The following is a 24,652-nucleotide window of genomic DNA, read 5'->3' on the forward strand; positions in this document are numbered from 1 at the left end:
GGCGGTTCGCTGTGGTGCGGTTCGGCGGTCCCGGGGGTCGGGGCGCCGGGTGGTGCAGTCCGTGGGGTCGGATCGAACGGCCGTGGAGGCAGGGCGGTGGGTGGGACGGCCGGTGGCGCCGGGTCAGACGACCGCGGACGCCGGGCGGGCGGGTGGGACGGCGTGCGGGACGCCCAGCGCGGCGAGGCGGGCCTGGTGTCCGGTGAGCCGGCTGCGGAAGTCCGGCCAGTCGGGGGCCGGGTCCCACACCCTCTCGGCGAGGGCGCACAGGCGGGGGAAGCTGAGGTATTCGATGTGCGCGGGGGTCGTGACGAACTCGGTCCACAGCTGGCCCTGCGCGCCCAGGATCCGCCCGCCGAGCGCGGGCTCCCCGGACGGCGGAGCAAGGTCCAGGGCGTGCACGGTCGCGAGGTCGACGATCTGGCCGGGCTGGGCGGGGGGTTCCCCGGGGCCGGGGCCGCGGGCATAGTCGAAGTAGGTGGCGCGATGGTCCGCGTACACCACGTCGTGGCCGCCGCGGGCGGCCGCCCAGGCATGGGCGGGGTCGCGCCAGCTCATGACCGTGCACTCCGGGGGGAGGGCGGTGCCGGTCTCCGCCCAGACGACGGGCGTCCGGCCCGCCCGGACCAGGTGGTCGGCGATCCGTGCCAGGAACCAGCCGTGCAGCTCGCCCGGACCTGACAGGCCCTCACGGGCCACCCGGGCGGCGGCGTCCCGGCTCGCCTCCCACTCGTCGGCCGGGCACTCGTCGCCTCCGATATGGACGTACGGCGAGGGGAAGACGTCCATCACTTCGTCGAGGACGGTGCGGAAGAAGTCGATGACGTGGTCGCCGACGCCGAGCACGTTCGGACACACACCCCACTCGGTCCACACGCCCAGCCGCCGACCGGGGTGATTCCCGAGCTGGGGGTAGGCGGCGAGCGCGGCACGGACGTGGCCGGGCAGGCCGATCTCGGGCAGGACCGTGACGCCACGCTCGGCCGCGTACCCTACGAGGCCCGCCAGTTCGGCGCGGGTGTACGAGCCGCCGTGCGGGCGGCCGTCGAAGCGGCCGCTGCCCGCCGGACCGACCATCGACTCCGCGCGGTGGCCGCCGACCTCGGTGAGCCGGGGGTACGCCGCCACCGGCATGCGCCAGCCCTGGTCGTCGGTGAGGTGGAGCTGCAGGACGTTGAGTTTGTGCAGGGCCAGCAGGTCGACGTAACGGCACAGGTAGGACACAGGCTGGAAGTGGCGGGCCACATCGAGCAGGGCGCCGCGCCAGGGGTGGACCGGCACGTCCGTGATCTCCACGCCGGGAAGGTCCACGGAGCCGTCGCCGCCCTTCGCGGACAGGGCGTCGACGGGCAGGAGCTGGCGTACGGTCTGGACGCCGCGCAGGAGGCCGGCCGGGCGGGCGGCGCGCAGCAGGACGCCGTGCGGGCCGACGGTCAGTCCGTATCCCTCCTCGCCCAGGCCGGTGAGTGTCGCGTCGAGGGCCAGGACGAACGTCCCGTCGTCGGCGTGGTCCAGGCGCTGCCCGGTGGCCGGCGTGAGGTAGGCGCGCAGCAGTCGGGCGGCCGCCTCGGCGCCGGGGGTGACGCGCAGCCGGGTGGCGTCGTCGATGCGGAAGCGGCCGGGGCGTGGGGACAGCTTGCGGGGGCGGGGTACCAGGGAGAGTTCGGGGCGTGGCAGGTCCACGGGGTGTGTCTCCGGGGTTCGGCGGGGTTCGGCGGGCGACGGGAGCGGTGGCGGTGGCGGCAGCGGTCGGTGGGTTCGTGAGGGAGTGGCGGCGGACGCCGTCGGTCAGGGGTGAGGAACGGGCGGGCGGCACGCAGGCGTGTCACCCCTTGACCCCTCCGGAGGCGAGGCCCGAGGTGACGTGGCGCTGGAGTGCGAGGAAGACGATCAGCGCGGGCAGGGCGAAGAGGGTGGCGGCGGCCATCGTGGCCCCCCAGTCGGTGCCGAAGGTCGACTGGAAGGAGGACAGCCAGACGGGCAGGGTGCGGCTGTCCTGCTGCTTGATGATCAGGAAGTTGGCGTAGGTGAACTCGTTCCACGCGGTGATGAACCCGAACAGCGAGGTGGCCATCAGACCGGGCGCCAGCAGCGGGAACGCCACCCTGCGGAACGCGCCGACCCGGGAGCAGCCGTCGACCTGCGCGGCCTCCTCCAGTTCGGGCGGGATGCCGGCGATGAACCCGCGCAGCACCACCACGGTGAACGGCAGCGTGATCATGAAGTAGATCAGGGTGAGGGTCGGCAGCTGGTCGAGCATGCCGGTGTCGCGGGAGATGATGTACACCGGGATGATCAGAGACTCCCACGGAGCCATTTGCGCGATGAACACCGCCAGCATGAACTGCCGTCGGCCGCGCCACCGCAGCCGCGCCACCGCGTAGGCGGCACCGAGGGCGACGAACAGGGCGAGCAGGACCGCGCTGAGGGTGACCAGGATGCTGTTGCGCCAGAACAGCCCGAAGCCGTCGGCCTGCACGGCGCGCCGGAAGTGGTCGAGTGTCCACTCCTGCGGGATCAGGCGGGGGTCGTACGACTGGATGTCGCGGGAGGGCTTCAGTGCCGTCGACATCATCCAGTACACGGGGAACAGGCAGACCAGCACGGTCAGGGCGGCGGCGGCCCGCAGCGGAAGCCGGCGCAGGGCGCGGTGCGCGGCGTTCCGGCGTGCGGACGGGTGCGTCGTGGTCACAGGTGCTCCCCCTCCTGTCGGAACAACTGGCGGAAGTACAGGACGAGGACGGCTCCCATCAGCAGGACGGTGATCATGGAGGCGGCCGAACCGAGGTCGTAGCGCTGGCCGGCGAGGGCGGTCTGCACGGCGTAGACGGGCAGGATGGTGGTGGCGTCGCCGGGCCCGCCGCGCGTCATGACCCAGATCTGGACGAAGGCCTTGAAGGTCCAGATGACTTCGAGGGACAGCACGAGCATGAAGATCGGGCGCAGGAGCGGGAAGGTCACGGAGCGGAAGATGCGCATGGCGCCGGCGCCGTCCATGCGTGCCGACTCGTACAGTTCGCCGGGCACCGTGGTGAGAGCCGAGTAGAGCGTGATGGCCGCGAACGGCACGGACTGCCAGACGATGAGCACTACGACGATGCTGAACGCGGCGCCGCCGTGGGCGAACCAGGGATAGCCCTCGAAGGAGTGCAGCCCGAGGCCGGTCAGCGCCTCGTTGACGATGCCGAACTCGGAGTGGAAGAGCCACTGGAAGACGGTGGTGGCGGCCACCACGGGCACCGCCCAGACCAGCACCAGGGAGCTGAGGACCGCGGTCCGGCCGAGCGTGCCCAGACGTTCGATCATGAGGGCGACCAGTGTCGAGATGATCATGATCGCGACGACGCTGACCGCCATGAACACGAAGGTGCGGCGTACGGCCTCCCAGAACCCGGGGTCGGCGAGCAGCGTGCGGTAGTTGCGCAGTCCGACGAACTCTGCGTCGCCGAGGATGAGTTGGCGCAGCCGGAAGTCCTGGAAGGAGATGACGACGGCCCGGCCGAGCGGATAGAGCAGCAGGTACAGCATGCCGAGGACCGCGGGTGTGATCAGCAGGTAGGGCCAGGGGGAGCTCCGGTCGCTCCGGTGCGTGGGGGCGGGCGCGGAGGGGCGCCGGGCCGGGCGGCGGGTGGCGGAGCGGGGTGCGGTCCGCTCACGGGCGGTCGACACGGCGTCTCCTTGTCTCGGGGAACGTGGGCTCAGGAGCCGCTGTTGAGGGTCTCGGTGATGGTCCGGGACGCCTTGGTGGCCTCGGCGCGCGCATCGCGTCCGGTGAGAGCGGCCGTCATGTAGTCCTTGATGGGGTTCTTGGCCTCGACGGCCGCCCACTGGGGTGTGTTGGGGGTGGCGTGGCCGTGGGCGGCGCCGACGGCCATCGCCGCCGCGCCGGGGTCGGAGGCGACGGCGCCCGCCAGGGTGGTCTTGTTGGGTACGTAGCTCATGGCGAGGGCGAGCTTCTTCTGCCAGGCGTCACCGGTGAGCTCCTTGACGAAGGTGAATGCCTCGTCCTGATGGGCGGCGACGGCCGGGACGACGAGGTCGGAGCCGCCGGTGAAGACGGCGCCCGGGGTGGCGGCGGTCTTGCCGGGGATCGGGAAGAAGCCCAGCTTGCCCTTCAGTTCGGGGTTGTTCTGTACGACGACGTTGGCGCCGCCGGGCGTGGCGATGATCTGCGCGATCCGGCCCTTGGCCATCACCTCGGCCTGCGGCGGCTGCGCCTCGTCGGAGTCCTTGGGGCCCTTCCCGAGGGCCTGGAGCCTCTGGTAGAACTCCATGGCGCGCAGCGCCGCGGGGCTGTCCAGGCCGCCCTTCCACTCACCGCCGGACTCGACGGCGAGGTCGCCACCCTCGTCCCAGATGAACCCGGACAGGGCGTACCAGTTCTGGCCCGGCAGGTAGATGCCCTGGGTGTCGCCCTTGTTGAGCTTCTCGGTAGCGGCGATCCACTGCTCACGCGTCTTGATGGTGCCGGCGTCGATGCCCGCCTTCTCGAAGAGGTCGGTGCGATGGATGACGACGCGGTTGGCGGCGTAGTACGGGATGCCGTACTGCTTCCCCTCGTACGCGCCGGGCTCCGCCAGGCCCTTCAGCCAGGTGCCACCCCCGAGTTCGGCGACCTTGCCGGTGAAGTCGGTCAGTCCGCCGCTCTGGGCGTACTGGGCGACCTGGGTGTTGCCCACCTCGATCACGTCCGGGGCGTCGTTGCTGGCCAGCGCGGCGGTGACCTTCTCGCCGATGCCGTCCCACTCCTGGATCTGGATCCGCACGTCGATGTCTGGATGGTCCTTCTCGAAGCCCGCCTCGAACTCCTTCTGGAAGGCCTCCGAGACGCTGTCGCGCATCAGCCAGACGTCGAGGGAGGTGCGGCCGCCGGTGGCGTCGCCGGACCCGCTTCCGGACGGGGAACAGGCGACGAGCCCGGTGCACAACAGCGTCGCGCCGAACAGGGCAAGGGAGCGGTGGTTCACGGTTCACCTCTGGAGAGCCTGGAGTCGGGAGGGGCACGCGACACCGACTTGACCAGTAGGCCGCTTTGGCTTTACCAGTCGGTGCGGGGATGAAGGTGGCATGGACCAATGATGGCGTCAACCCTTCCCGCACTAAAGGAAATTCGGCCGATGCGGCGGGTCCACGTGACTGGATCATGCGGAGTCGGACTGCCTGGAATGGGTTTACCAGCAGACCAGTTAAGATGACCAGTGAACCTCCCGACGACGAACGAGGGCTCCCTATGGAGATCGACGCCGCCGCCTCCGGTGCGATGCTCAAGCGTGAGCGGGTCCGCGACGCGATCCTCGAACTGATCGAGGCGCGGCGCCCCGGCGACGCGATTCCGTCCGAGCGTGTCCTGTGTGGGGAACTGGGGGTCTCACGGCCCACATTGCGCGCGGCGGTCGACGAACTCGTGGTGGCCGGACTGCTGGTCCGCGAGCACGGACGTGGCATGTTCGTGGCCGCGGAGAAGATCACCCAGGAGCTGATCTCCGACCGGAACGCCTTCAGCCTTCCCCAGGCCGGCGGCGTGTGGACCAGCCGGCTGCTGGAGTTCCGCACGCTGCCCGCCGGCGCCCGGGTCGGCCGCAAGCTGCGGATCTCGCCCGCTGCGGAGATCCGGTACGTGGCGCGGCTCCGGCTGGTCGACGGCTCGCCCATGGCCATCGAGCACCTGCATGTCAGGGCGGATCTGGTGCCCGACCTGACCAGTGAGGAACTGGAGCAGGGCGACCTGTACGAGCACCTGCGCGACCAGCACGGCGTTCAGGTCAGCGAGGCGGTGCAGTCGATCGAGCCGACGGTGGTCACCCGCGCCGAGGCCGACCTGCTGGACGTGCCGGAGCTGTCCCCGGCGCTGCTCTTCGAACGCCTCACCACGGACACCCGTGACCGGCCGGTCGAGTACGTGCACTCGCTCTACCGTGGCGACCGCTACCGCATCGTCTCCCGCCTGGCCCTCGGCCCCCGCATCGAGACTCCCGCGCCGCGCGAGGGCCACCATCCCGGAATCCCACCGGGCGACTTCACCGGCGGCGATCCGGTCACGTTCTCCACCCGGGGCGTGGTCCAGCAGGGGCTGTGACCGCGCCGGCCACCGGTGAGTGGTGCGGGCTGTCGGCGCGAAGCGGGTGGTCGGGGGTGAGCGGATCGTGGGGGCCCGGCCTCGGCGGCCTCGGGCCGGTCTAGCTCTCCTTGGCGCTGGGGGCCGGGCTGGTCGGGGTGGGCCGGGCCGGTTCCACCGGCTCCGGGACTTTTGCCGAGGGGGAGGGCGACGGGATCGGGACCGTGGGCGCCACCGGGAGACTGGGCGGGGTGGCGGGGCTCGGGTGGGGGCCGTCGGCGAGGAGGCGGGGGAGCAGCAGGGCGGCGGCCACGAGGACCGCGGTGAGCGCGAGGAGCGCGGCCGGTCGCACGCCGCGGCGCACAGTGCCTCGTGGCAGTGCCTGAGGGGGGTGAGGGTTTCGCAGATCGCCGTAGGTGACCGAGGAGGCTTTCCCCGCGAGGGCGGCGCGCAGGCGGTCTTCTGTGGATGTCATGCCGGGTTCTCCAGTCGCCGGGCCAGGGCCGCGAGCGCGCGGCTGGCGGTGGATTTCACTGTGCCTCGGGACAGTTGGAGGGTCTCGGCGATCTGGGCTTCGGACAGGTTCGACCAGTAGCGCAGCACCAGCACCTCCCGCTGCCGCGTGGTGAGCCGGCGCAAGGCGCCCAGTACCTCCTCGTGTTCCTCCTTCAGCAGTACATGCTCTTCCGGCGGTGGCGCGGGACGGGGCCGTGGCGGCACATGGGCCCGCATCGTCCTACGGCGCCGTAGCACCGAGCGCGCGGCGTTGACGACGCTGCGCCGGACGTATGCCTCCGGGTCGTCCAGGCCCGTCAGTCGGGCGCCGTGCCGCCGGTAGAGCGCGGCGAACGCGTCCTGCACGACGTCCTCCGCGGTCGGGATGTCGTCCACCAGGAGCACCGCCAGCCGTACGAGTTCGAGCCTGCGGTGGTGGTAGAGGTCGTCGATGTCCGAGGTGGTGCGGCGGTCGGTGAGGGGTGTGACCGCAACGGCGGATGCGTGTGCCCGGCTGCTGGACAGGCGGCGCAGAAGCCCCCGTACGCCCAGGGCAGGGAGTACGGGGGTCCAGGGGTGTGTCGCGGACACTTAGCGCCCGGCGGGTGCGGGAGCCGGGGAGCCGTGCGGAGGCACCGGGGCCGGGACACCGCGGTCAGGCACGGGCACCGGGGCCGGTACGGCCGGGACGGGACGGGGTTCACCCGGTGCGTGGGCACCGGGAGCCGCTGCCACCGGAGCGGGGCGAACAGGAGCGGGGGCCGGCACCGGCGCGCCGTGGGCGGGGACCGGCTGCGCGGAGGAGGGCTTCGAGGGCACCGGCTGGGGCTTCGCCGGCGCGGGGGCGGGCTTGGCGGGCACCGGCTGGGGCTTCGCCGGCGCGGGGGCGGGCTTGGCGGGCACGGGGGACGGCTTTGCGGGCGCGGGTGCCGGCTTCGTTGGGGCCGGAGCGGGGCTGGCCGGAACGGGGGCCGGGCTGGTGGCGTACGACGCCGCCGTGCCGCCTATCGCCAGGGCCGCCGTGACGGTGGAGAGCGCCACCATGACCCGGGTCCGCCCGCGCGACGGGCGGGGTACCGCCCGGTGCTTGCTGTCTGACATCGGTTCCTCGTATTCGTATCCGTGGTGGTGAAGGGGGGAGACCGGGAGCCGGTGCTCCGGCCTGGCCCCTCGCAGTGACAGACGTGCGACCCACGGACAGGTTGCAGGTCCCGGTGGACCAATGTTCACGAGGGGAGCGGGCAGGAGACTCGGAGTGGATCAGCGTGCCTGGACAGGGGGCTTCATGGAATCCGAGCGGAACGAGGCGCCGACGCGGGGCGGGACCGCCTCAGGCGGGGCGGAGAAGGGACTCCTCGACGGTCTTCGCGTGAACGAGCAGCGGCCCGAGAGGCCGATCCTGCTGAACGAGGACGGCAGCCCCGTGGAGACCTGGCGGGACAACCATCCTTACGACCACAAGGTACGCAGAGCCGAGTACGAGCGGCAGAAACGCATCCTGCAGATCGAACTGCTCAAGATGCAGCGCTGGGTGAAGGACACAGGTCAGCGAATCGTCGTGATCTGCGAAGGCCGGGACGCGGCCGGCAAGGGCGGAACGATCCAGCGGTTCACCGAGCGATTGAACCCGCGCGGCGCCCGCGTGATCGCGTTGGAGAAGCCGACCGAACGGGAGGCCGGCCAATGGTACTTCCAGCGCTATGTCACCCACCTGCCCGCCCGTGGAGAGATCGTCTTCTTCGACCGGTCCTGGTACAACCGGGCGGGCGTCGAGCGGGTGATGGACTTCTGCACGGACGACGAGTACCGCCAGTTCCTCGGCCAGGCACCGCTGTTCGAGAAGCTGTTGACGGAGGACGGCATCACGCTGGTCAAGTTCTGGTTCTCCGTCTCCCGGGCCGAGCAGCGCACGCGGTTCGCCATCCGTCAGGTGGACCCGGTACGCCGGTGGAAGCTTTCACCGACCGACCTGGCCTCGCTCGACCGTTGGGACGACTACACCGCGGCCAAGATCGAGATGTTCCGTGCCACGGACACCCCGCACGCGCCGTGGACGGTGGTGAAGAACAACGACAAGCGGCGCGGCCGCCTGGAGGCCATGCGCAGCCTGCTCGACCGCTGCGACTACCCGGCGAAGGACAACACGGCCGTCGGCAAACCCGACCCGCTGATCGTGGGCGCCGCGGACACCCTGCTGGAGGCCGGTGAGCGACCCACCGACCTGACCCCCACCCCACTCGTCGGTCACCACGACGGACCGGGGACCCATCCCGCCGGCGGCGGGCCGGTTTCCACCGACCCGGCGTTCCGATGAGCCAACTGGTCGGCGCGGACGTAAACAGTACGGGAGGGGCTGGTCCCGCCCCGCCCGCGTCGCACGGCGGCGCCGCACATTGATTCGAGGAGAACCTACCGATGAGTGCCGTACAACTGAGTGACCGGCTCGCTGGATACCAGCCCCTCGTCCTCGGCGCGTTCCGTATCGTCCTGGGCCTGCTGTTCACCAGCGAGGGTGTCGCCACGCTCTTCGGTGTGCTGGACCGGGAGGCGAGTCCCGTGGGTGACTGGCCGTTCTGGTACGCCGGAGTGATCGAGCTGGTGTGCGGTGTTCTCGTCCTCCTCGGGGTGGCGACGCGTAGCGCGGCGTTCATCAGCTCGGGAATCATGGCGTTCGCGTACTTCACCGAGCACCAGAAGGACGGGCTCTTCCCGTTGCAGAACGGCGGACTCTCTCCCGCGCTGTTCTGCTGGGGCTTCCTGCTGCTGGTCTTCTTCGGGCCCGGCGCCCTGTCGCTGTCGGCGGCGGCGCGAAAGGGAGCGGACGGTGTGCTTGTGTGAGCCCTGTACGCGCCCCCTGTTGAAGGGCTTGTCTTACCGCGGGGCAGGTGGCCAGTTCACGCCACGAGCTGCTCGGGTCCGGTCTTGCGTGGAAGGCAGGTGGTCGCTGGTGTTGTTGCGTGTGCCGACGTCTGTGTCCGAGGCGAGGGAGTGTCTGGCCGACGGAGCTGTGCTGATCGGCGGGGCGACGCTGCTGTGGGCCACGTGGCAGCGGGACGGCTTCCCCTCGTTGGCGATGTCGTTGCGTGAGGTACCCGAGGCCAACGTGCTGGAGCGGACCACGGTCGGTGGCGCCGTGGTGTTGCAGCGGATGGACGACCGGGTCCCCGATGCGCTGCGTCTTGCCGCGGCTCGCGTGGGCACGGGGGCGGTCCGGCGCAGCGCGACGGTCGGCGGCAACATCGTGGGAAGCACCCTTCGCTGCCTGTTGCCCGCGGCGCTCGTCCTGGACGCGCGGGCGACGGTGCTGGAACCGGAGGGTGTCCGCGAGACGGACCTCGCCGAGGTGGTGGCCAAGCGTCCCGTCCTGCTCAGCCTGCGCTGGCGTGAGCCGGTCACGAGCGCGTTCTTCAAGGTGGCCGGTGAGGCGGGAGCCGAACCACCCCTGGTGATCGCCTCGGCGGTGCACGCCGAGGACGACGGCAGCCGTGCCCTTCGCGCCGCCGTCCGTGACGGCTATGACGTGCTCGCCGGCACTGTCACGTGCACGGACGACGCCGATGAGACGGTGGACGCGCTGCGGGCAACGGCCCTCGGCGACCTCCCGCCCGCCGCATGGGACATCGTCCACTCGCACGTCGCCGCTTCGTTGCCCTGATCGTGGTGGGGCGGTGCCGGGCCGTTCGGCGAGGGCATCGCGGTGCGGGGGCGGCGGTCAGCTCAAGGTGCCGGTGCGGGCCTGCTGCCACAGGTCCACGCTGCCGGAGATGAGGGCGTGTTCGTCGATCTCGGTGAGTTCCTCGTCGGTGAAGGAGAGGTTGTCCAGCGCGGCGACGTTCTGTTCCAGCTGCTCGACCCGGGAGGCGCCGATGACGAGGGAGGTGACTCGTTCGTCGCGCAGCGCCCAGGCCAGGGCCATCTGGGCCAGGCTCTGGCCGCGACGGGCGGCGATGTCGTTCAGGGCGCGCAGACGCCGGAGGGTGTCGTCGGTGAGCCAGCCCGAGTCGAAGGACTTGTCCTGGCTGGCCCGGGAGTCGTCGGGAATGCCGTCGAGATAGCGCCCGGTGAGCAGGCCCTGGGCAAGGGCGGTGAAGCCGATGACGCCGAAACCTTCCTCGGCCGCGACGTCGAGCAGGCCGTCGGTCTCGATCCACCGGTTGAGCATGTTGTAGGAGGGCTGGTGGATGAGGAGCGGGGTGCCCAGCTCGCGCAGGATCGCGGCGGCCTGCCGGGTGCGCTCGGCGTCGTAGGAGGAGATGCCGACGTAGAGGGCTTTGCCCTGCCGGACCGCGGTGTCGAGCGCGGTCATCGTCTCCTCCAGCGGCGTGGTGGCGTCCAGCCGGTGGGAGTAGAAGATGTCGACGTACTCCAGTCCCATCCGCGTCAGCGACTGGTCGAGCGAGGCGAGGACGTACTTGCGTGAGCCGCCGCCTTGGCCGTAGGGGCCGGGCCACATGTCCCAGCCGGCCTTGGTGGAGACGATCAGCTCGTCACGGTAGGGCCGCAGATCCTGCCGCATGAGCTTGCCGAAGTTCAGTTCGGCGGCACCGTAGGGCGGGCCGTAGTTGTTGGCGAGGTCGTGGTGGGTGATGCCGAGGTCGAAGGCGCGCAGCGCGATCTGACGCTGGGTCTCGAACGGCTTGTCGTCACCGAAGTTGTGCCAGTAGCCAAGTGACAGGGCCGGGAGGTCGAGGCCCGAGCGGCCGGTCCGCCGGTAGCGCATGGCGCCGTCGTAGCGGCTGGGGTCTGCGGCATAGGTGGTCATGAGGAGCGTCTCCAAGGTGAGCCGGCAGGGGCGAACGCCCTGATCAGGGGGCGGTTACCACCTTGCGTCACCTCGATGGCGAAGTCCAACACGTCTCGTCCATCACACTGTGCGCTCCCGTTTCTCAATCGCCGGTCAGCCGACGTCGGCCGTGGGCGGTCCAGGTGTCCGCGTCCGGTCCGCACGTCACCGTGCCCAAGGTCACCTTTCCCGCGTTCTCCGGTCCGAAGGGGGAACCCTGTTCAGCACGGGCGTTGACGCCAGGAACCGACTTCCTCGATGCCGTCAAGCCCGCACCGGCCCGGAGGCTCTGCCGATGAACCACTGCCCGAACCCCGACTTAGACCGTGACCCGGCCCGGCTGGAGCGCGGCCGCCTCCCGGAATCCCTCGAACTCAGCGCCGTGAGCGTGGACACGACCGCCTTGGAGCTCTTCCGGAGGATCGCCGCCGCACTCAAGCCCGCCCACGTCGCGGGGGACGACGGCGTACGGCGAGCCGGTGGCGACCACGCCCGTTCGGTACCGTGCGGGGAGTCGGAGCGGTGAGCGCCGGCCGGTGGGTAGGTCTGGTGTTCCCGGTGCTGTTTCTGCTTGCCGCCGCCGGCGTGGCCGTCGTGCTCGTGCGCGAGGCCCGGAGACAGCCGCGCGAGGACGACAAGCACGGCGACTGAACGCGTGGCGGTTCTGACGTCGCGGTTGCCGGCGCCATGGGCGGCGGCAACGTGATCGACATGCGCGCTACTCCATTCGGATGCAGACTTGAGCCGACGTAGCCGCCCTGAGAAAGCCGCCCACTCTCCCCCCTGGGAGGTGCCGTGGTCTTGATCGCGTTGCTTGTCCCAGCCCTACTACTGTTACTTCTTCTAGCGATGGAGGCCTTCGAGGACCTCGTGTTCCCGCCACCGAAGACTCCGCCGGCGGAGGAGGACCTGGAGGACCTACCGGAAGACCCGGTCTCCACGTGACTCGTCCGAGCCCCCGCGCGAACCTCATGCGGGGGCTCGACTATGTCGAACGTGTGAGCCGATCCGGGGGTGGCCAGGTGCGAGTGCACCGAGCCGCTGCCCGGCCGGACCGATGTGTGAGACTCGGCCCATGACTACCGTGGCTCAACTGCGCAAGGCCGCACTGGCCCTACCGGAGGTCGAGGAGGGCACCCACTTCGGCATGGTCGCCTTCTCGGTGCGGGGCAAGGGATTCGCCTCGGTCACGAAGGACGGCCAGGTCCAGCTCCACCTTCCGGACAGCGGGGCCGAGACCGCCGTTGCCGCACACCCGAGCGGTGAGCGACTGGTCCGCATGGGCACGCCGATCGGGGTCCGCGTGCCGCTGGCCGACATCACTGGCAAGGACCTGAACGCCTTGGTCAGGGCGTCGTGGTTCAGCCGTGCCCCGAAGCGTCTCGCGGCGTCGCTGGCGGACGCCGAGGCGTCGGCCGGCAGCCCCGGCGTCGACCTGCCCGCCGGCATCGGCATGCCGGCCACCCGGGCCCTGCTCGGCGCGGGGCTGGCGACGCTGGAGCAGGTGGCGCAGCGCACGCAGGCGGAGCTGCTGGCGCTGCACGGTGTCGGCCCGAAGGCCGTGCGCATCCTGGCGGGGGCACTGCAGGAGCGGGGGCTCGCCTTCCGGGGGTGACACACCGCACGTCCACCCACGTGAACCCCTGTGGATGACGGGTGCCGACAGCACCCTTGCCGCAACGGGAAAGCACCTGCTTCCATCAAGTTAGGAAAGTTTCCTATCGGTCACGCCAATGGACGGAGTTCAGGTGAAACTGAGGCTCAAGCTGTTATCCCCGGCTGCGGTGGCAGCCGTGATCGGCGGTGCGCTGCTGCTGACCACGGCCGTCGTCCCCGCCGCCCCCGCCCGCGCGATGTCGCATCAGTCGGCTGAACCGGCCGGCCGGTCGACCTCCGGGGATGCCACCGCGCGGACCACCACAGACGCCCGGGCCGCGGCGGACACGCCGGTCTCCCTCAACGGACAGCTGAGGGTCTGCGGCACCAAGCTCTGCAACAGCCGCGGGAACCCGATCCAGCTGCGCGGCATGAGCACCCACGGCACCCAGTGGTACCCGCACTGTCTGACCAGCGGGTCCCTCGACGCCCTGGCCCAGGACTGGAAGGCCGACGTCCTGCGGGTCTCGACCTATGTGCAGGAGGGCGGGTACGAAACGAACCCCACGCACTTCACCAACCTCGCCAACTCCCTGATCCAGCAGGCGACCGATCGCGGCATGTACGTGATCGTCGACTGGCACATGCTCACCCCGGGCGACCCCCACGCCAACCTGAGCAACGCGCGGAAGTTCTTCACCGACATAGCCAACCGCAACAAGGCCAAGAACAACATCCTCTACGAGATCGCCAACGAGCCCAGCGGCGTGAGCTGGTCCCGGATCAAGAGCTACGCGGAACAGATCATCCCGACGATCCGGAACATCGACTCCGACGCCCCCGTACTGGTCGGGACACGTGCCTGGTCCTCGTTCGGTGTCTCCGAGGGCGCGGGCGAGTCCGAGGTGGTGAACAACCCGGTCAGGGCGTCGAACATCATGTACACCTTCCACTTCTACGCCGACTCGCACCGCGACGAGTACCTGGCCACCCTCTCCCGTGCCGCTGACGCGCTCCCGGTCTTCGTCACGGAGTTCGGCACCCAGAACTACGCCGGTGAGGGCAACAACGACTTCGCCATGTCGCAGCGTTACCTCGACCTGATGGCGAACAAGAAGATCAGCTGGACGAACTGGAACTTCTCCGACGATCACCGCACCGGAGCCGTCTTCAAGACCGGTACCTGCGACAACCCCGGCTCCTGGGTCGGCACCGCACCTCTGAAGCCCGCCGGCGTATGGATTCGTGAGCGCATCAGGACTCCCGACACCTTCCCGGTCGGCTGACTCCTGACTCCGCCTCCCGCTCGGGCGTCGCCCTTCCGAGGACAGGGTGACGCCCGAGCACCTGGTGTCGGGCGACGCGGCACACGGCGACGCCTGTGGCACCGAGGGCGCCCCGAGACTCCGGTCAGGCCTCTCCCCCGGCCGCCATGCGAAGCCTGATGGTGCGTGCCTCGGGGCGCAGCACGAACTCGGGCGCCACGTCCGGGCCGCAGGCACGTGAGCCGAGTCCGTGCTGGGCCGCGTCGATGATCAGATGGGTCGTCGCGGAGTCGGGGAGTTCGAAGGGATGCCCCGCGCGGGCGATCTGCTGCGGGGTGTGGCGGCTGAGAGTGAAGCCGGGGCGACGGCCGTGCACGTCGGGGATGGTCGCCACCCGCAGCACCTCGGCGGACGCACTCGTCAGCGTCAGCGACCGTAGCTGGGAGCGGTGCCCGGTCTCCTGGGGACGTGCGTAGTCCACCGAGAGGTCACCGACGGTGGAGGAGAACCGGCCGGTGCGGGCCGCGCGCAGGCTGTCCGGGTAGGACTCCAGGGGGCCCAGACCGAACCACTCGGCGCCGTCCACCGGAGCCGCGCCATCGGGCAGTTCGAAGCCGATTCCGATCCGGGGCCACACCGTCCGCCAGCCGCTCGAAGGCTCGATCTCCACGCGCAGTTCCAGTTCGCCGTCTTCGAGCGACCAGACGGACTCGACCGTCACCGACAGGGCGGAGTTCGCCGCGGAGACCCTGTCGACGGTACGCAGGGCGCCCGCGGCCTGGTCCACCGAGACGCGCCGGGTGATCAGCCGGTCGAGACCGTCGCGACGCCACAGGTCGGCGTCGGACACCTCGGCCGTGCCGGCGTCGCTGTTCTCGACTCCCTCGGAGGGACTCGCGTCGTTGTCGGTCGGCGCGCGGAACAACTGCAGTCGCGGCCCGGTCACGGCACGGCCGGCCAGACGGACCAGCGATCCTCCGGCGAAGTCGGCGATGCCGAGTGTCAGTGTGCCGTCGCCCGGCCGCCAGTCGCTCCGCGGCCGGACCGCGGGCACGACGGAACGTGCTGAGCGGTCCTGTTGGGCGGTCGCGATCACATGCCCTTCCGGTGCCCAGTCACCCGCCTCCGCCAGCACCGCGTCGACCGTGAGCCAGGTCTCGGCGTGCGGGGCCGCCACGATCCGTGGCAGCCGCACCACTGCTGACTCGCCCGCCGTGACGGCGGGCACGTCCAGTTCCCCGGAGTCCACGAGTGTTCCGTCGTGCTCGACGCGCCAGCGGAAGCGCAGGTCGGAGGTGTCGGCCGAGTGCCGCAGGTTGGTGATCGTGAGTTCGTCGGTGTCGAAGCCGAAACGGAGCGGCTGCACGACGGCCTTGAACTCGTGCAGGCTGGGCGTCGGGTCGTCGCTGCTCAACAGCATCCCGTCCATGACGAAGTTGCCGTCGTGCACGACCTCTCCGAAGTCGCCGCCGTAGGCGTAGTACGGCGTGCCGTCGGGTGTCGTGGCGAGGATGCCGTGGTCGCGCCACTCCCAGACGAACCCGCCGTGCAGCCGCGGATGCGTATGCACCAGCGCTTCGTACTGGTCGAGTGCTCCCGGGCCGTTGCCCATCGCGTGGGCGTACTCGCACAGCAGGAACGGCTTGGAGCGCTGCCGTGCGCTCTGTGCGGGGGTGCAGTTGAAGAGCACGGAGTGTGCGCCGTCGGTGCCGATCCCCGCGGTCTCCGGTACCGAGGCGTACATGCGTGAGTAGAGGTCGGTGTACTCGCCGGTGTAGTCACCCTCGTAGTGCACGGGGCGTTCCGCGTCGCGGGCGTGGACCCAGGCCGACATGGCGGCGAGGTTGCTGCCGGTTCCCGCTTCGTTGCCCAGCGACCAGATGACGATGCTGGGATGGTTCTTGTCGCGTTCGACGGTGCGCTGGATGCGGTCGAGGTATGCCGCGCGCCACGCGGGGTCGTCGCTCGGATTGCCGACCCAGTCGACCTTGTCGAAGCCGTGCGTCTCCAGATCGCATTCGAGGACGACCCAGAAACCGAGTTCGTCGGCGAGGTCCAGCAACCGCGGATGCGGGGGGTAGTGACTGGTGCGGATCGCGTTGACGTTGAACCGCTTCATGCGCGCAAGGTCCTCGCGGGCGTGTTCCTCGTCGAAGACCCGGCCGCGCTCGGGATGGGTCTCGTGGCGGTTGACTCCGTGGAACACGACGCGGCGGCCGTTCACCAGGAAGCGATCGCCGCGGATCTCGACCGTACGGAATCCCACCCGCAGGGCGATCCTCTCCGCGGCCGTCGACACGGTGACGTCGTACAGACGCGGCCGCTCGGCCGACCAGGGCTCCACCTCGGCGACGTCCACAGGGACGACGTCGTCCGCCGTCGCCCAGACCCGCTCGATGCCGAGTTCGGGGATGCGCAGGGTGACGGGGAACGCCGTCGCGTCCGCGGTGACCTCGGGGACGACGCGTCCGCGGCCGTCGTCGAAACCGGTCCGCAGCCAGACGTCCTCGATGCCTCCGGCCGGCCGGGCGAGCAGGGTGACGTCGCGGAAGATGCCCGGCAGCCACCACTGGTCCTGGTCCTCGACGTAACTCGCCGCCGACCACTGGTGCACCCGCACGGCGACGACGTTGTCGCCCGTGCGGACCGCGGACGTGACGTCGAACTCGTGAGCCAGCCGGCTGCCACTGGCACTGCCGATCTCGATCCCGTTGACCCACACCTTGAAGAGGGACTCGACACCGTCGAACCGCAGCACGATGCGCTCGCAGTCCGACCAGTCGGCGGGGATGTCGAAGTGACGGCGGTAGTCGCCGGTGGGGTTCTCGTCCGGGACGTGGGGCGGGTCGATCGGGAACGGGAACTGGATGTTCGTGTAGATCGGCCGGCCGTAGGCCCCGTCGCCCTGGAGCACCCAGTGCGAGGGCACCGCGATGCTGTCCCAGCCGAGGTCGTCGAAGTCCTCGGTCGCGAAGTCCTCCGCCACGGAGGCCACGGGCGAGTGACGAAAGCGCCAAGGCCCGTTAAGGGAACGTGAGGGTGCGTCGGAGTGCAGCCACGAGCGGGCCGGGCGCAGCGCGCCACGCGCGGGGGTGGTGTCCGAAACGTACGCGGAAAGCTCGGATGACAAGGAGTCACAACTTTCGTGGTGGCGAGGGGGAAGGTCGTTCTGCCGTGGGGAGTGGCTACCGCAGCACGACGGTTCGGATCTCCCATGGACCGAGGACGAGGTCGAGCCCGTCCCGCATGGACGTCCAAGACAGCGGCCGACCAAGCAGGTCGACCGTGGTGGCCTCGGTGAACGCGCCGGTCACGCGGACGGTCGACGTGGTGTCGCTCATCGCGGCCATCCGGACCTCGGTGCCGGCCCCGCGCTCGTCGTCGGTGACACGGCGGATGCTGGAGACGAAGACGTCGCTGCCGTCCACCCGCACGCCACTCGCCTCGGGGGGCAACTGGCCCGCGGTGGGTGCGGTCCCCCGCGTGACCAGCACGTCGTTGCGGAACTCCTCGGCGAGGGCGACCACGTTGCCCCCCTGCCAGCCGCTTGCCGCCGGCACGACGGCGAAGCGGTTCTCGATCCGCATGCCGAGATCCTGCGCGCCCGGTGCGGGGATCTCGCTCGCCGCGGGCTCGTCGCGGAGAGGGTGGATGTTGACGCTGATCGATCCGATCGCGCGCAGAATTGTGATGGCGAGTGCGGAGCCCTCGTCGACGAGTTCGTACTCACTGGAGTGGTCGAGCAGGACGTTGGCGGCTCCGGCCGACACGAACGCACTCGCGGGGAAGGTGGGGAGCGGGTACTCGCCCCAGCCGCCCTCGGCGGTGAGCCCACGCTCGGTGACGGCGAACTGCCCGGCGGAGGCGGACGTGTCGACGGGCTCGGGCAGCGGCACATGGAAGCGCAGCCGGTGGTCGGCGCACTGGTTCAGGAAGGACGTGGTGATCCGGACGAACGGCTCACCCGCGCGTACCTCCACCAGCATCTCCACCGGCGTCGGCACGGTCCGGTCGCTGCGCAGGTCACGGTCGGAGGAGAGCGCCACGGGCCAGTCGTAGACCCGGGTGACACGCAGCCGGGAACGCAGCGGGCCGCTCTCCAGGAGTTCGACGGTGACATGCGCCGGCTCCGACACGAGCACGTCCCGTGCCGGGGGCGCGTAGTTGTAGCTGTCGCCGCGGTCACCGCCGTCCACGAGCCGGCCGACTCCACTCAGGGCGGCGCCGTCGACCCCGGTCACGTCCAGGGTCCCGTCGGCGGCGACCGCGACCTCGACCAGGCCGTTCGACAGCGTGCCGGCCGTCCCCGCGGCGGGCATGAGACGCACGGCCGGGGCGGCGGGCCGGTCGGTCGCCTCGACCCGGAAACTCGTCAGCCCGCAGGCGGGGACCTGCACGGGCACCAGGGCGGTGGCGCGGGCCTCCGCCAGCGTCCGTACCTGCCATTCACCCGGGTGCGCGGCGGCCGCGGCGGCGACCTCGCGGCGCAGGATCAGCAGATCGAAGGGTCCACTTGACGGCACCTCGGCGAGGTGGAAGACCAGCGCGCCCGCGGTCAGTTCGTAGCGGTCGATCAGCAGGCCGAAGAGCTCACGGCGGTGGATGCGACGCAGCACCCGCTCCAGTTGCGACGCGTCCATCCGCTCGTCGCTGAGCACGGTCGGGGCCTGGGAGATCAACTGCACGGGTTGCTCGGAGCCGTCGGAGGCGGTCGCGACCAGCGTGGTCCCCTCCGGCGGGGCGACGACATCCACCTCGACCAGCGCGGTGCGCGCCGAGGGCAGCGGGTTGGCCACCAGGTGGCTGTCGCTCGGTACGAGGGCGGCGGGCTCGGCGAGCGCCGCGTCCCGTACGGCTCGTGCCGCCTGCGCGGCTTCGGCGAGCCGCGCCTCGACCTGGTCGCAGGTCTCGTCGGTGCCCGAGCCGACCACCGAGTCGTGTGCCGTCGATTCGATGATCTTGTGCCATGCCAGCGAGAGGAACGGCGAGTCGTCGCGCCGGGACCACAGGGCGTTGACCCGCTCGGCGTGGTCGACGGTGCGCTCGGCGACGGCCATCCGCTGCTTGAGCCCGAGCCGCACGGACAGCACGCCCGGGAGGATGTTGCCGCGCACATGGCTGCGCAGTTCACCGGTGACGACGGCGGTCACCTCGTCCCGCACGTGCCCCCGGATGTACTCGTCGAGCGTCGCGATGCTGATGGCGCGCTCCTCGCCGGACGCCTGCCGCAGCCAGGCCGCCAGGCGTGGGTCGGGCGCGTTGTGGTCGGTGCCGGCCATGGCCAGCACCGGATCGCCACCCCAGCGCTCGGCCGTCATCTCGGCGTACTCGCCGAGCGCGCGGCCGATCTGGTCCGGGACCAGCAGGACGTCGAGGCCGTTGTCGTAGCCGTCGAAGAGGAACTCCGTACGCACCTCGGAGCCGTCGGGGGCGCGCCAGCGGAAGGCATGGCCGTCGACGGAGCCGGGCACACCGCGCCACAGCGCGGCGTGCTCGATCCCGGCGCGCGCAAGGATCTGCGGCATCTGCGCGACATGGCCGAACATGTCGGGCAGATAGCCGATGGGCATCGCACCGCCGAGGGCCTCCGCGGCCGCCCAGCCCATCTGGAGGTTACGCACGATGGTCTCACCGGAGCAGAGGAACTCGTCGAGCAGGATCAGCCACGGTCCGACGGCGAGTCTGCCCTCGCGGACCAGGGCCACGACGCGATCCCGGTTCTCCGGTCGCATCTCCAGATAGTCCTCGACCGCGGCCATCTGACCGTCGACGGTGAACCGGAAGTCCGGGTTCGCCTCGGCCGTCTCCAGCACGGTGTCGAGGGCGGCGACGAGCCGGTGCCGGAACACCTGGAAGGGCTCGTACCACTCACGGTCCCAGTGGAAATGGGGCACGAAGACGGCGGAGTTCTGCATGGCGATGGCGACCTTCTGTGCTTGCGGGGGGGGGGAGGGTGAACGCGGAGCGCTGACGTGACTACTTGAGGGATCCGGCGGCCAGCCCGGTGCGCCAGAACCGCTGGAGGAGGATGAACACGATGATCACGGGCACGATCGACACCAGCGAGCCCGTGATCACCGACTGCTGCAGCAGCGGGGCGCGGGCGGTCTGGCCGTTCCACTGGTAGAGGCCGAGCGTGATCGGGAAGAGTGATTCCTTCTGGAGCATCACCATCGGCAGGAAGAAGTTGTTCCAGATGGCGACGAACTGGAACAGGAAGATGGTCACCAGTGCCGGCGTCATCAGCTTGAACGCCACCGAGAAGAACGTACGGAACTCTCCCGCGCCGTCGAGGCGCGCCGACTCGATGAGTTCCTGAGGGACGGCGGCGTTGGCGAAGATACGCGCGAGGTAGACACCGAACGGGCTGACGATGCTGGGCAGGAACACCGCGAGGTAGGTGTTGACGAGTCCGGTCGCCGAGAACAGCAGGAACAGCGGGAGCGCGAGCGCGGTGGTGGGCACCAGCACACCGCCGAGGATGACCGAGAACAGGAACTCACGGCCCCGGAACTGGAACTTGGCGAGTGCGTAGCCGCACAGCGCGGAGATCAGGGTGCCGACGGCTGCGCCCAGCACCGCGTAGATGACGGTGTTCACGGCCCACCGCCCGAAGATGCCGTCGCTGCGGGTGAACAGGACCCGCAGATTCTCGAACAGGTTGAAGTCCGAGAACGCCAGCCCGTTGGTGGAGGCGAGGTCACCCTGTGGCTTCGTCGCCGCGACGATCAGGAAGTAGACCGGCAGCAGGAAGTAGATGGCCAGCAGGAACATCAGAGCCATGACGGCCGTGCGGCTGACGCGGCTCTCGCGGATCGCGGGTTGGTTGCTCACAGGCCCGCCTTCTTCGAAGTCAGTCGCATGAAACCGAAGCTCAGGACGAAGGTGATGACGGCGATGACCACCGAGATCGCCGCGGCCTGCTGATAGTTGTTCCCGGACGCCACCGCGTAGGCGAGCATGTTCGGTGTGAACGTGCTGGAGATGTTCGAGGAGATCTGGCGCAGCACGGCCGGCTCGGCGTAGAGCTGCAGGGTGCCGATGATCGAGAACACGGTGGTCAGGACGATCGACGGGGCGATGATCGGAACCTTGACCCGCCAGGCGATCGTCCAGTTGCTCGCGCCGTCGATCTTGGCGGCCTCGTAGAGCTCCTGCGGTATCGACTGCAGCGCCGCGTACATGATCAGCATGTTGTAGCCGGTCCACAGCCACGTGGACACGTTCGCCGCCGACCACAACACGGCACCGGGACCGAGGAAATCGGGCTCGAGACCTATGCCCTTCAACAGGTCGACAACGGGGCTGAGCTGCGGCGAGTAGAGATACGACCACATGATCGCGGCGATGACTCCGGGCACGGCGTACGGCATGAACGCCGTGATCCGGAAGAAGGACTTGAGCCGCAGCAGCGGAGTGTCCAGGAGCAGCGCCATGACCAGCGCGACGAACAGCATGACCGGCACCTGCACGACGCCGAACAGTCCGATGCGCCCGATGCTGGCCCAGAACTCGCTGTTCTGGAAGACCTCCGCGTACTGCTCGAAACCCCCGAAGGTCGTGTACGACGTGCCGTACTGGCCGCCGGTGCGCCGCACGACGCGGACGCTCTGCCAGAGCGCGTAACCCACCGGCACCAGGTAGAACAGCACGAACGGGAGGAAGAAGGGGATCAGGAAGGCGACGACGGTGCCCGCCCGGGGGCCGCCGCCGTTGAGACGACGGCGACGGCCCTTGGACGACTCCACCGCGCGGGTCGCGCGGGTTGCGATGTCGGTCATGCTGCGGTCACTTGCCCGCCGTGGCCGGGATCGCCTGGTCCTGCATCGACTTCAGTGCCGCCTCCTGGGCGGCCGCGAGCGCGTCGGTGAGCTTGCCGTCACCGGCCGCCGCCTTCGCCATGGCGTCCTGAAGCGCCAGGTTCACCGTCTTCTGTGTGGGACCCCAGGTGAAGCTGGTGTCGACCTGCTTGGACGACTCGGCGAAGACGTCGAATATCTTCTGGTTGTTGTAGTACGGCACGCCCTTGGACAGCGCCGGAAGCTCCAGCCCCGCGGTGGCCGCCGGGTAGAGGCCGCCCAGCTCGTTCTCCAGGGCGAGCGCCTCGGGGTCGGTGTTCAGCCACGTGTTGAACTTGACCGACTCGTACAGGTGCTTGCTGCCCTTCATGAACGCGACGGTCGATCCGCCCCAGTTGCCGGACGTGCCGTTCGCGCCCCAGGTCGGCATCGGGACGATCGTCCACTTGCCGGCCTGCTTGGGCAGGTTGTCGCGGAACATGCTGTAGCCCCAGGCCGCGCCGATGTAGCTGGCGATCTGGTCCTTCTGGTATGCGGCGTACATCTGGGTGGAGCCGTGGGCGAGGTCGGTGCGGACCGCGTCGTCGGAGATCAGGTCCTGCCAGTAGTTCGCGACCTGCTCGCTCTGCTCCGACTCGACCGTGACGTGCCACTTGTCGTCGGCGTAGGCGTACATGTTGGCGTTGTTCTGCCAGAGCAGCCCGTTGAACCACTCGGCGTTGTTCGGGTCGAAGTACGTGATGGTGAGGTCGGAGTCCGCCTTGTGCAGCTTCTCGGCGGCCGCGGCGTACTCGTCCCAGGTCTTGGGGATCGCGACGTCGTACTTCTCGAAGATGTCGCTGCGCACGTACAGGGCCATCGGGCCGGTGTCCTGCGGGAGGGCGAACACACCGGTGTCGCCGAAGCTGGACTGCGACCACGTCCACGGAACGAACTTGGACTTGGCCGCGGTGGCGTCCGCGCAGGCCGACGCGTCGACGAACGCGTCCTGGGTGCGCAGGTTGGGGAGCTGGTCGTAGCCGACCTGTGCGAGGTCAGGTGCCTTGCCCGCCTTGAGTGCGTTGCCGATGGCGCCGTACTGGTCGTTGGAGATGTTCTTCGTCTCGACCTGGATGTTCGGGTTCTTCGTGTTCCACAGGTCGACAACCTTGTCCATGCCCGGAACGGTGTTCCAGTACTGGAGCGTGACCTTCCCCTTCGCGGGCTCGCAGGAGCCCGCGGAGGCGTTGTCGGACGAGGGGGATGAGGAACACCCGGCGAGTACGGTGATGCCTGCTGCTGCCGCGGCGACGACGGCGAGGCGGGTGTGTGTGACTGTCCTGCTCATATCTTCCGTTCCAGAGAGCGACTAGCGGCGAGTGCTAGGCGGGTCGACGTTGACACCTGAGGCGTGATGCCTTCTGGTTGGAATCAGGTTCCGTGAGCGGTAACGTGAGCGCTCACGGGAGCGGTAACGGCGGGGTGACGGGGGAGTTGTTGCGAAGTGATTGGGAGTGTGCGCTTCGGTGCGGCCGGGTGTCAAGGAATCGACGCACCGGCATCGACAACTAGGCGGAGGTGAGTGATGGCGGCGTCGGGGACGGGCCCTCGCAGGGTGACGATCGACGATGTGGCCCGGTCCGCAGGGGTGTCGCGGCAGACCGTGTCACGGGCGCTCAACGACAAGGACGAGATCGGGGACTCCACCAAGCAGCGCGTCCTCGATGCGGCCCTGGAGCTGGGGTACCGGCCCAGCCGGTTCGCCAGGGGGCTGGTCCGGCAGGACACGATCAGTGTCGGGCTCGTGATCCCCGATCTGCTCAACCCCTTCTTCACGGAGGTCGCCGCCGCCGCGCTGGACGCGGCGCGGGCGCGTGGCTGGCATGTCGTCGTGTACGACACGGGGGACCGCATCGAGGAGGAGCGGGGCACGCTCGAGGTGATCGCCTCGCAGGTGGACGCCGTCGTGGGATACCTGAGCCAGACCGAGGCCGAGATCGACAAGCTGACCCGAGGGCTGCCCGTGGTGCTCATCGACCGCGAGCACGACGCCGAGCGGTTCAGCGCGATCCGGATCGACGGTCAGGAAGGCGTGCACGCGGCGATCAGGTACCTGGTCGAGTCGGGCCACCGGCGCATCGGCATGCTCGATCACGCGGGCCGTTCCGAGCCGAGCATCCGCCACGAGTGGTTCGCGGGCGCCATGGCCGCCTGTGGACTGGACGCCGGGTCGGTGAGCCGCGCGGACCAGAGCGTGGAGGGCGGGGAGCACGCGCTGAAGGAGCTCCTCGCCGCCCATCCCGACGTGACCGCCGTGTTCACGTTCAACGACATCATCGCCATAGGAGCGCTGCGCGCCGCGCGCCGGCTCGGGCGTACGGTGCCCCAGGACCTCGCCGTGATCGGCTTCGACGGCCTCCAGCTCGGAGAACTGGTCGAGCCGCCCCTGTCCACCGTGGCCCTGGACACAAGGCAGCTGGGCGCGCTCGCGGTCGAACAGACGGCCCGCCTGCTGACCAGGAGCGGCCCGCTGAGCGGGGACGAACTGGTGGTGAGGGCGCAGCTGCGGCGGCGTGAGTCGGCGTGACCGGCGTCCTGCCCGGCTGACCGCCCGTCAAGTCGGTGCCGCGGCCCGCCAAGTCCCTCCGGCACGGCACCTGTCGGCCGCAGGTCCGGAGGG

Annotated in this window: 21 protein-coding genes; 9 read left to right on the forward strand and 12 right to left on the reverse strand. The window is 69.9% G+C overall.

Annotation, left to right across the window (positions count from 1 at the left end; all coding sequences use genetic code 11):
• Window positions 1–123: 123 nt before the first annotated feature.
• The 4 genes from AB0O67_RS09075 to AB0O67_RS09090 form a co-directional block, all read right to left on the reverse strand.
• Window positions 124–1,683, reverse strand: coding sequence for a beta-N-acetylhexosaminidase (locus AB0O67_RS09075; RefSeq protein ID WP_365447773.1), 1,560 nt, complete (start codon window positions 1,681–1,683; stop codon window positions 124–126).
• Between the two features lie 142 nt (window positions 1,684–1,825).
• Window positions 1,826–2,692 (reverse strand): carbohydrate ABC transporter permease, encoded by an 867-nt coding sequence (locus tag AB0O67_RS09080; RefSeq protein WP_365447775.1) that lies wholly within the window; start codon window positions 2,690–2,692, stop codon window positions 1,826–1,828.
• Window positions 2,689–3,669, reverse strand: coding sequence for a sugar ABC transporter permease (locus AB0O67_RS09085; protein ID WP_365447777.1), 981 nt, complete (start codon window positions 3,667–3,669; stop codon window positions 2,689–2,691). Before AB0O67_RS09085 ends, AB0O67_RS09080 begins: the two co-directional genes overlap by 4 nt.
• A gap of 29 nt (window positions 3,670–3,698) precedes the next feature.
• The gene (locus AB0O67_RS09090) at window positions 3,699–4,967 is read right to left on the reverse strand and encodes an extracellular solute-binding protein (RefSeq protein WP_365447779.1); all 1,269 of its coding nucleotides are present in this window, start codon (window positions 4,965–4,967) and stop codon (window positions 3,699–3,701) included.
• Window positions 4,968–5,230: 263 nt separating this feature from the next.
• On the opposite strand from AB0O67_RS09090, the gene AB0O67_RS09095 reads away from it, so the two are divergent.
• Window positions 5,231–6,076, forward strand: a complete 846-nt coding sequence (locus AB0O67_RS09095) for a GntR family transcriptional regulator (RefSeq protein WP_365447860.1) — start codon at window positions 5,231–5,233, stop codon at window positions 6,074–6,076.
• Window positions 6,077–6,176: 100 nt separating this feature from the next.
• Here the strand turns inward: AB0O67_RS09095 and AB0O67_RS09100 are convergent, their stop codons facing one another.
• Together AB0O67_RS09100 and AB0O67_RS09105 are read right to left on the reverse strand one after the other, a co-directional pair.
• Window positions 6,177–6,530 carry a hypothetical protein gene (locus tag AB0O67_RS09100; RefSeq protein WP_365447781.1) on the reverse strand — a complete coding sequence of 118 codons (354 nt, stop codon included), beginning with the start codon at window positions 6,528–6,530 and terminating at the stop codon, window positions 6,177–6,179.
• Window positions 6,527–7,141 (reverse strand): SigE family RNA polymerase sigma factor, encoded by a 615-nt coding sequence (locus AB0O67_RS09105; protein ID WP_365447783.1) that lies wholly within the window; start codon window positions 7,139–7,141, stop codon window positions 6,527–6,529. Before AB0O67_RS09105 ends, AB0O67_RS09100 begins: the two co-directional genes overlap by 4 nt.
• A 694-nt stretch (window positions 7,142–7,835) precedes the next feature.
• Between AB0O67_RS09105 and ppk2 the strand changes: the two genes are divergently transcribed.
• The 3 genes from ppk2 (at window position 7,836) to AB0O67_RS09120 (ending at window position 10,205) form a co-directional block, all read left to right on the forward strand.
• Window positions 7,836–8,864 carry a polyphosphate kinase 2 gene (ppk2, locus tag AB0O67_RS09110; protein WP_365447785.1) on the forward strand — a complete coding sequence of 343 codons (1,029 nt, stop codon included), beginning with the start codon at window positions 7,836–7,838 and terminating at the stop codon, window positions 8,862–8,864.
• A gap of 101 nt (window positions 8,865–8,965) precedes the next feature.
• Complete coding sequence (locus AB0O67_RS09115; protein WP_365447787.1) at window positions 8,966–9,388, forward strand: DoxX family protein; 423 nt, start codon at window positions 8,966–8,968, stop codon at window positions 9,386–9,388.
• A gap of 109 nt (window positions 9,389–9,497) precedes the next feature.
• On the forward strand, window positions 9,498–10,205 hold the full coding sequence (locus tag AB0O67_RS09120) for an FAD binding domain-containing protein (protein ID WP_365447789.1): 708 nt from the start codon (window positions 9,498–9,500) through the stop codon (window positions 10,203–10,205).
• Window positions 10,206–10,262: 57 nt separating this feature from the next.
• Here the strand turns inward: AB0O67_RS09120 and mgrA are convergent, their stop codons facing one another.
• Complete coding sequence (gene mgrA / locus AB0O67_RS09125) at window positions 10,263–11,312, reverse strand: L-glyceraldehyde 3-phosphate reductase (protein WP_365447791.1); 1,050 nt, start codon at window positions 11,310–11,312, stop codon at window positions 10,263–10,265.
• 403 nt (window positions 11,313–11,715) lie between these two features.
• Here mgrA and AB0O67_RS09130 point away from each other — a divergent pair, with 403 nt between their 5' ends.
• The 4 genes from AB0O67_RS09130 to AB0O67_RS09145 all read left to right on the forward strand — a co-directional run bounded on the left by AB0O67_RS09130 (window position 11,716) and on the right by AB0O67_RS09145 (window position 14,215).
• Window positions 11,716–11,859 carry a hypothetical protein gene (locus tag AB0O67_RS09130; protein ID WP_365447793.1) on the forward strand — a complete coding sequence of 48 codons (144 nt, stop codon included), beginning with the start codon at window positions 11,716–11,718 and terminating at the stop codon, window positions 11,857–11,859.
• A gap of 269 nt (window positions 11,860–12,128) precedes the next feature.
• Complete coding sequence (locus tag AB0O67_RS09135) at window positions 12,129–12,278, forward strand: hypothetical protein (RefSeq protein ID WP_365447795.1); 150 nt, start codon at window positions 12,129–12,131, stop codon at window positions 12,276–12,278.
• 130 nt (window positions 12,279–12,408) lie between these two features.
• The gene (locus AB0O67_RS09140) at window positions 12,409–12,948 is read left to right on the forward strand and encodes an MmcQ/YjbR family DNA-binding protein (protein WP_365447797.1); all 540 of its coding nucleotides are present in this window, start codon (window positions 12,409–12,411) and stop codon (window positions 12,946–12,948) included.
• 238 nt (window positions 12,949–13,186) lie between these two features.
• Complete coding sequence (locus AB0O67_RS09145; RefSeq protein ID WP_365447862.1) at window positions 13,187–14,215, forward strand: glycoside hydrolase family 5 protein; 1,029 nt, start codon at window positions 13,187–13,189, stop codon at window positions 14,213–14,215.
• 124 nt (window positions 14,216–14,339) lie between these two features.
• Here AB0O67_RS09145 and AB0O67_RS09150 read toward each other — a convergent pair whose 3' ends face one another.
• The 5 genes from AB0O67_RS09150 to AB0O67_RS09170 all read right to left on the reverse strand — a co-directional run bounded on the left by AB0O67_RS09150 (window position 14,340) and on the right by AB0O67_RS09170 (window position 23,320).
• Window positions 14,340–17,324, reverse strand: coding sequence for a glycoside hydrolase family 2 TIM barrel-domain containing protein (locus tag AB0O67_RS09150; RefSeq protein ID WP_365447799.1), 2,985 nt, complete (start codon window positions 17,322–17,324; stop codon window positions 14,340–14,342).
• A 55-nt stretch (window positions 17,325–17,379) separates the two neighbouring features.
• Complete coding sequence (locus AB0O67_RS09155; RefSeq protein WP_365447801.1) at window positions 17,380–20,109, reverse strand: alpha-mannosidase; 2,730 nt, start codon at window positions 20,107–20,109, stop codon at window positions 17,380–17,382.
• 61 nt (window positions 20,110–20,170) lie between these two features.
• Entirely contained in the window at window positions 20,171–20,977 is an 807-nt protein-coding gene (locus tag AB0O67_RS09160) for a carbohydrate ABC transporter permease (RefSeq protein WP_365447864.1), read from the reverse strand.
• A 47-nt stretch (window positions 20,978–21,024) separates the two neighbouring features.
• Window positions 21,025–21,975: a sugar ABC transporter permease gene (locus tag AB0O67_RS09165; RefSeq protein WP_365447803.1), complete on the reverse strand. Its 951-nt coding sequence runs from the start codon at window positions 21,973–21,975 to the stop codon at window positions 21,025–21,027.
• Window positions 21,976–21,982: 7 nt separating this feature from the next.
• The gene (locus AB0O67_RS09170; RefSeq protein WP_365447805.1) at window positions 21,983–23,320 is read right to left on the reverse strand and encodes an ABC transporter substrate-binding protein; all 1,338 of its coding nucleotides are present in this window, start codon (window positions 23,318–23,320) and stop codon (window positions 21,983–21,985) included.
• Between the two features lie 237 nt (window positions 23,321–23,557).
• On the opposite strand from AB0O67_RS09170, the gene AB0O67_RS09175 reads away from it, so the two are divergent.
• Entirely contained in the window at window positions 23,558–24,559 is a 1,002-nt protein-coding gene (locus AB0O67_RS09175; RefSeq protein WP_365447807.1) for a LacI family DNA-binding transcriptional regulator, read from the forward strand.
• The last annotated feature ends 93 nt before the right edge of the window (window positions 24,560–24,652 follow it).

Source organism: Streptomyces sp. NPDC086077, assembly GCF_040686175.1.
GTDB lineage: Bacteria > Actinomycetota > Actinomycetes > Streptomycetales > Streptomycetaceae > Streptomyces.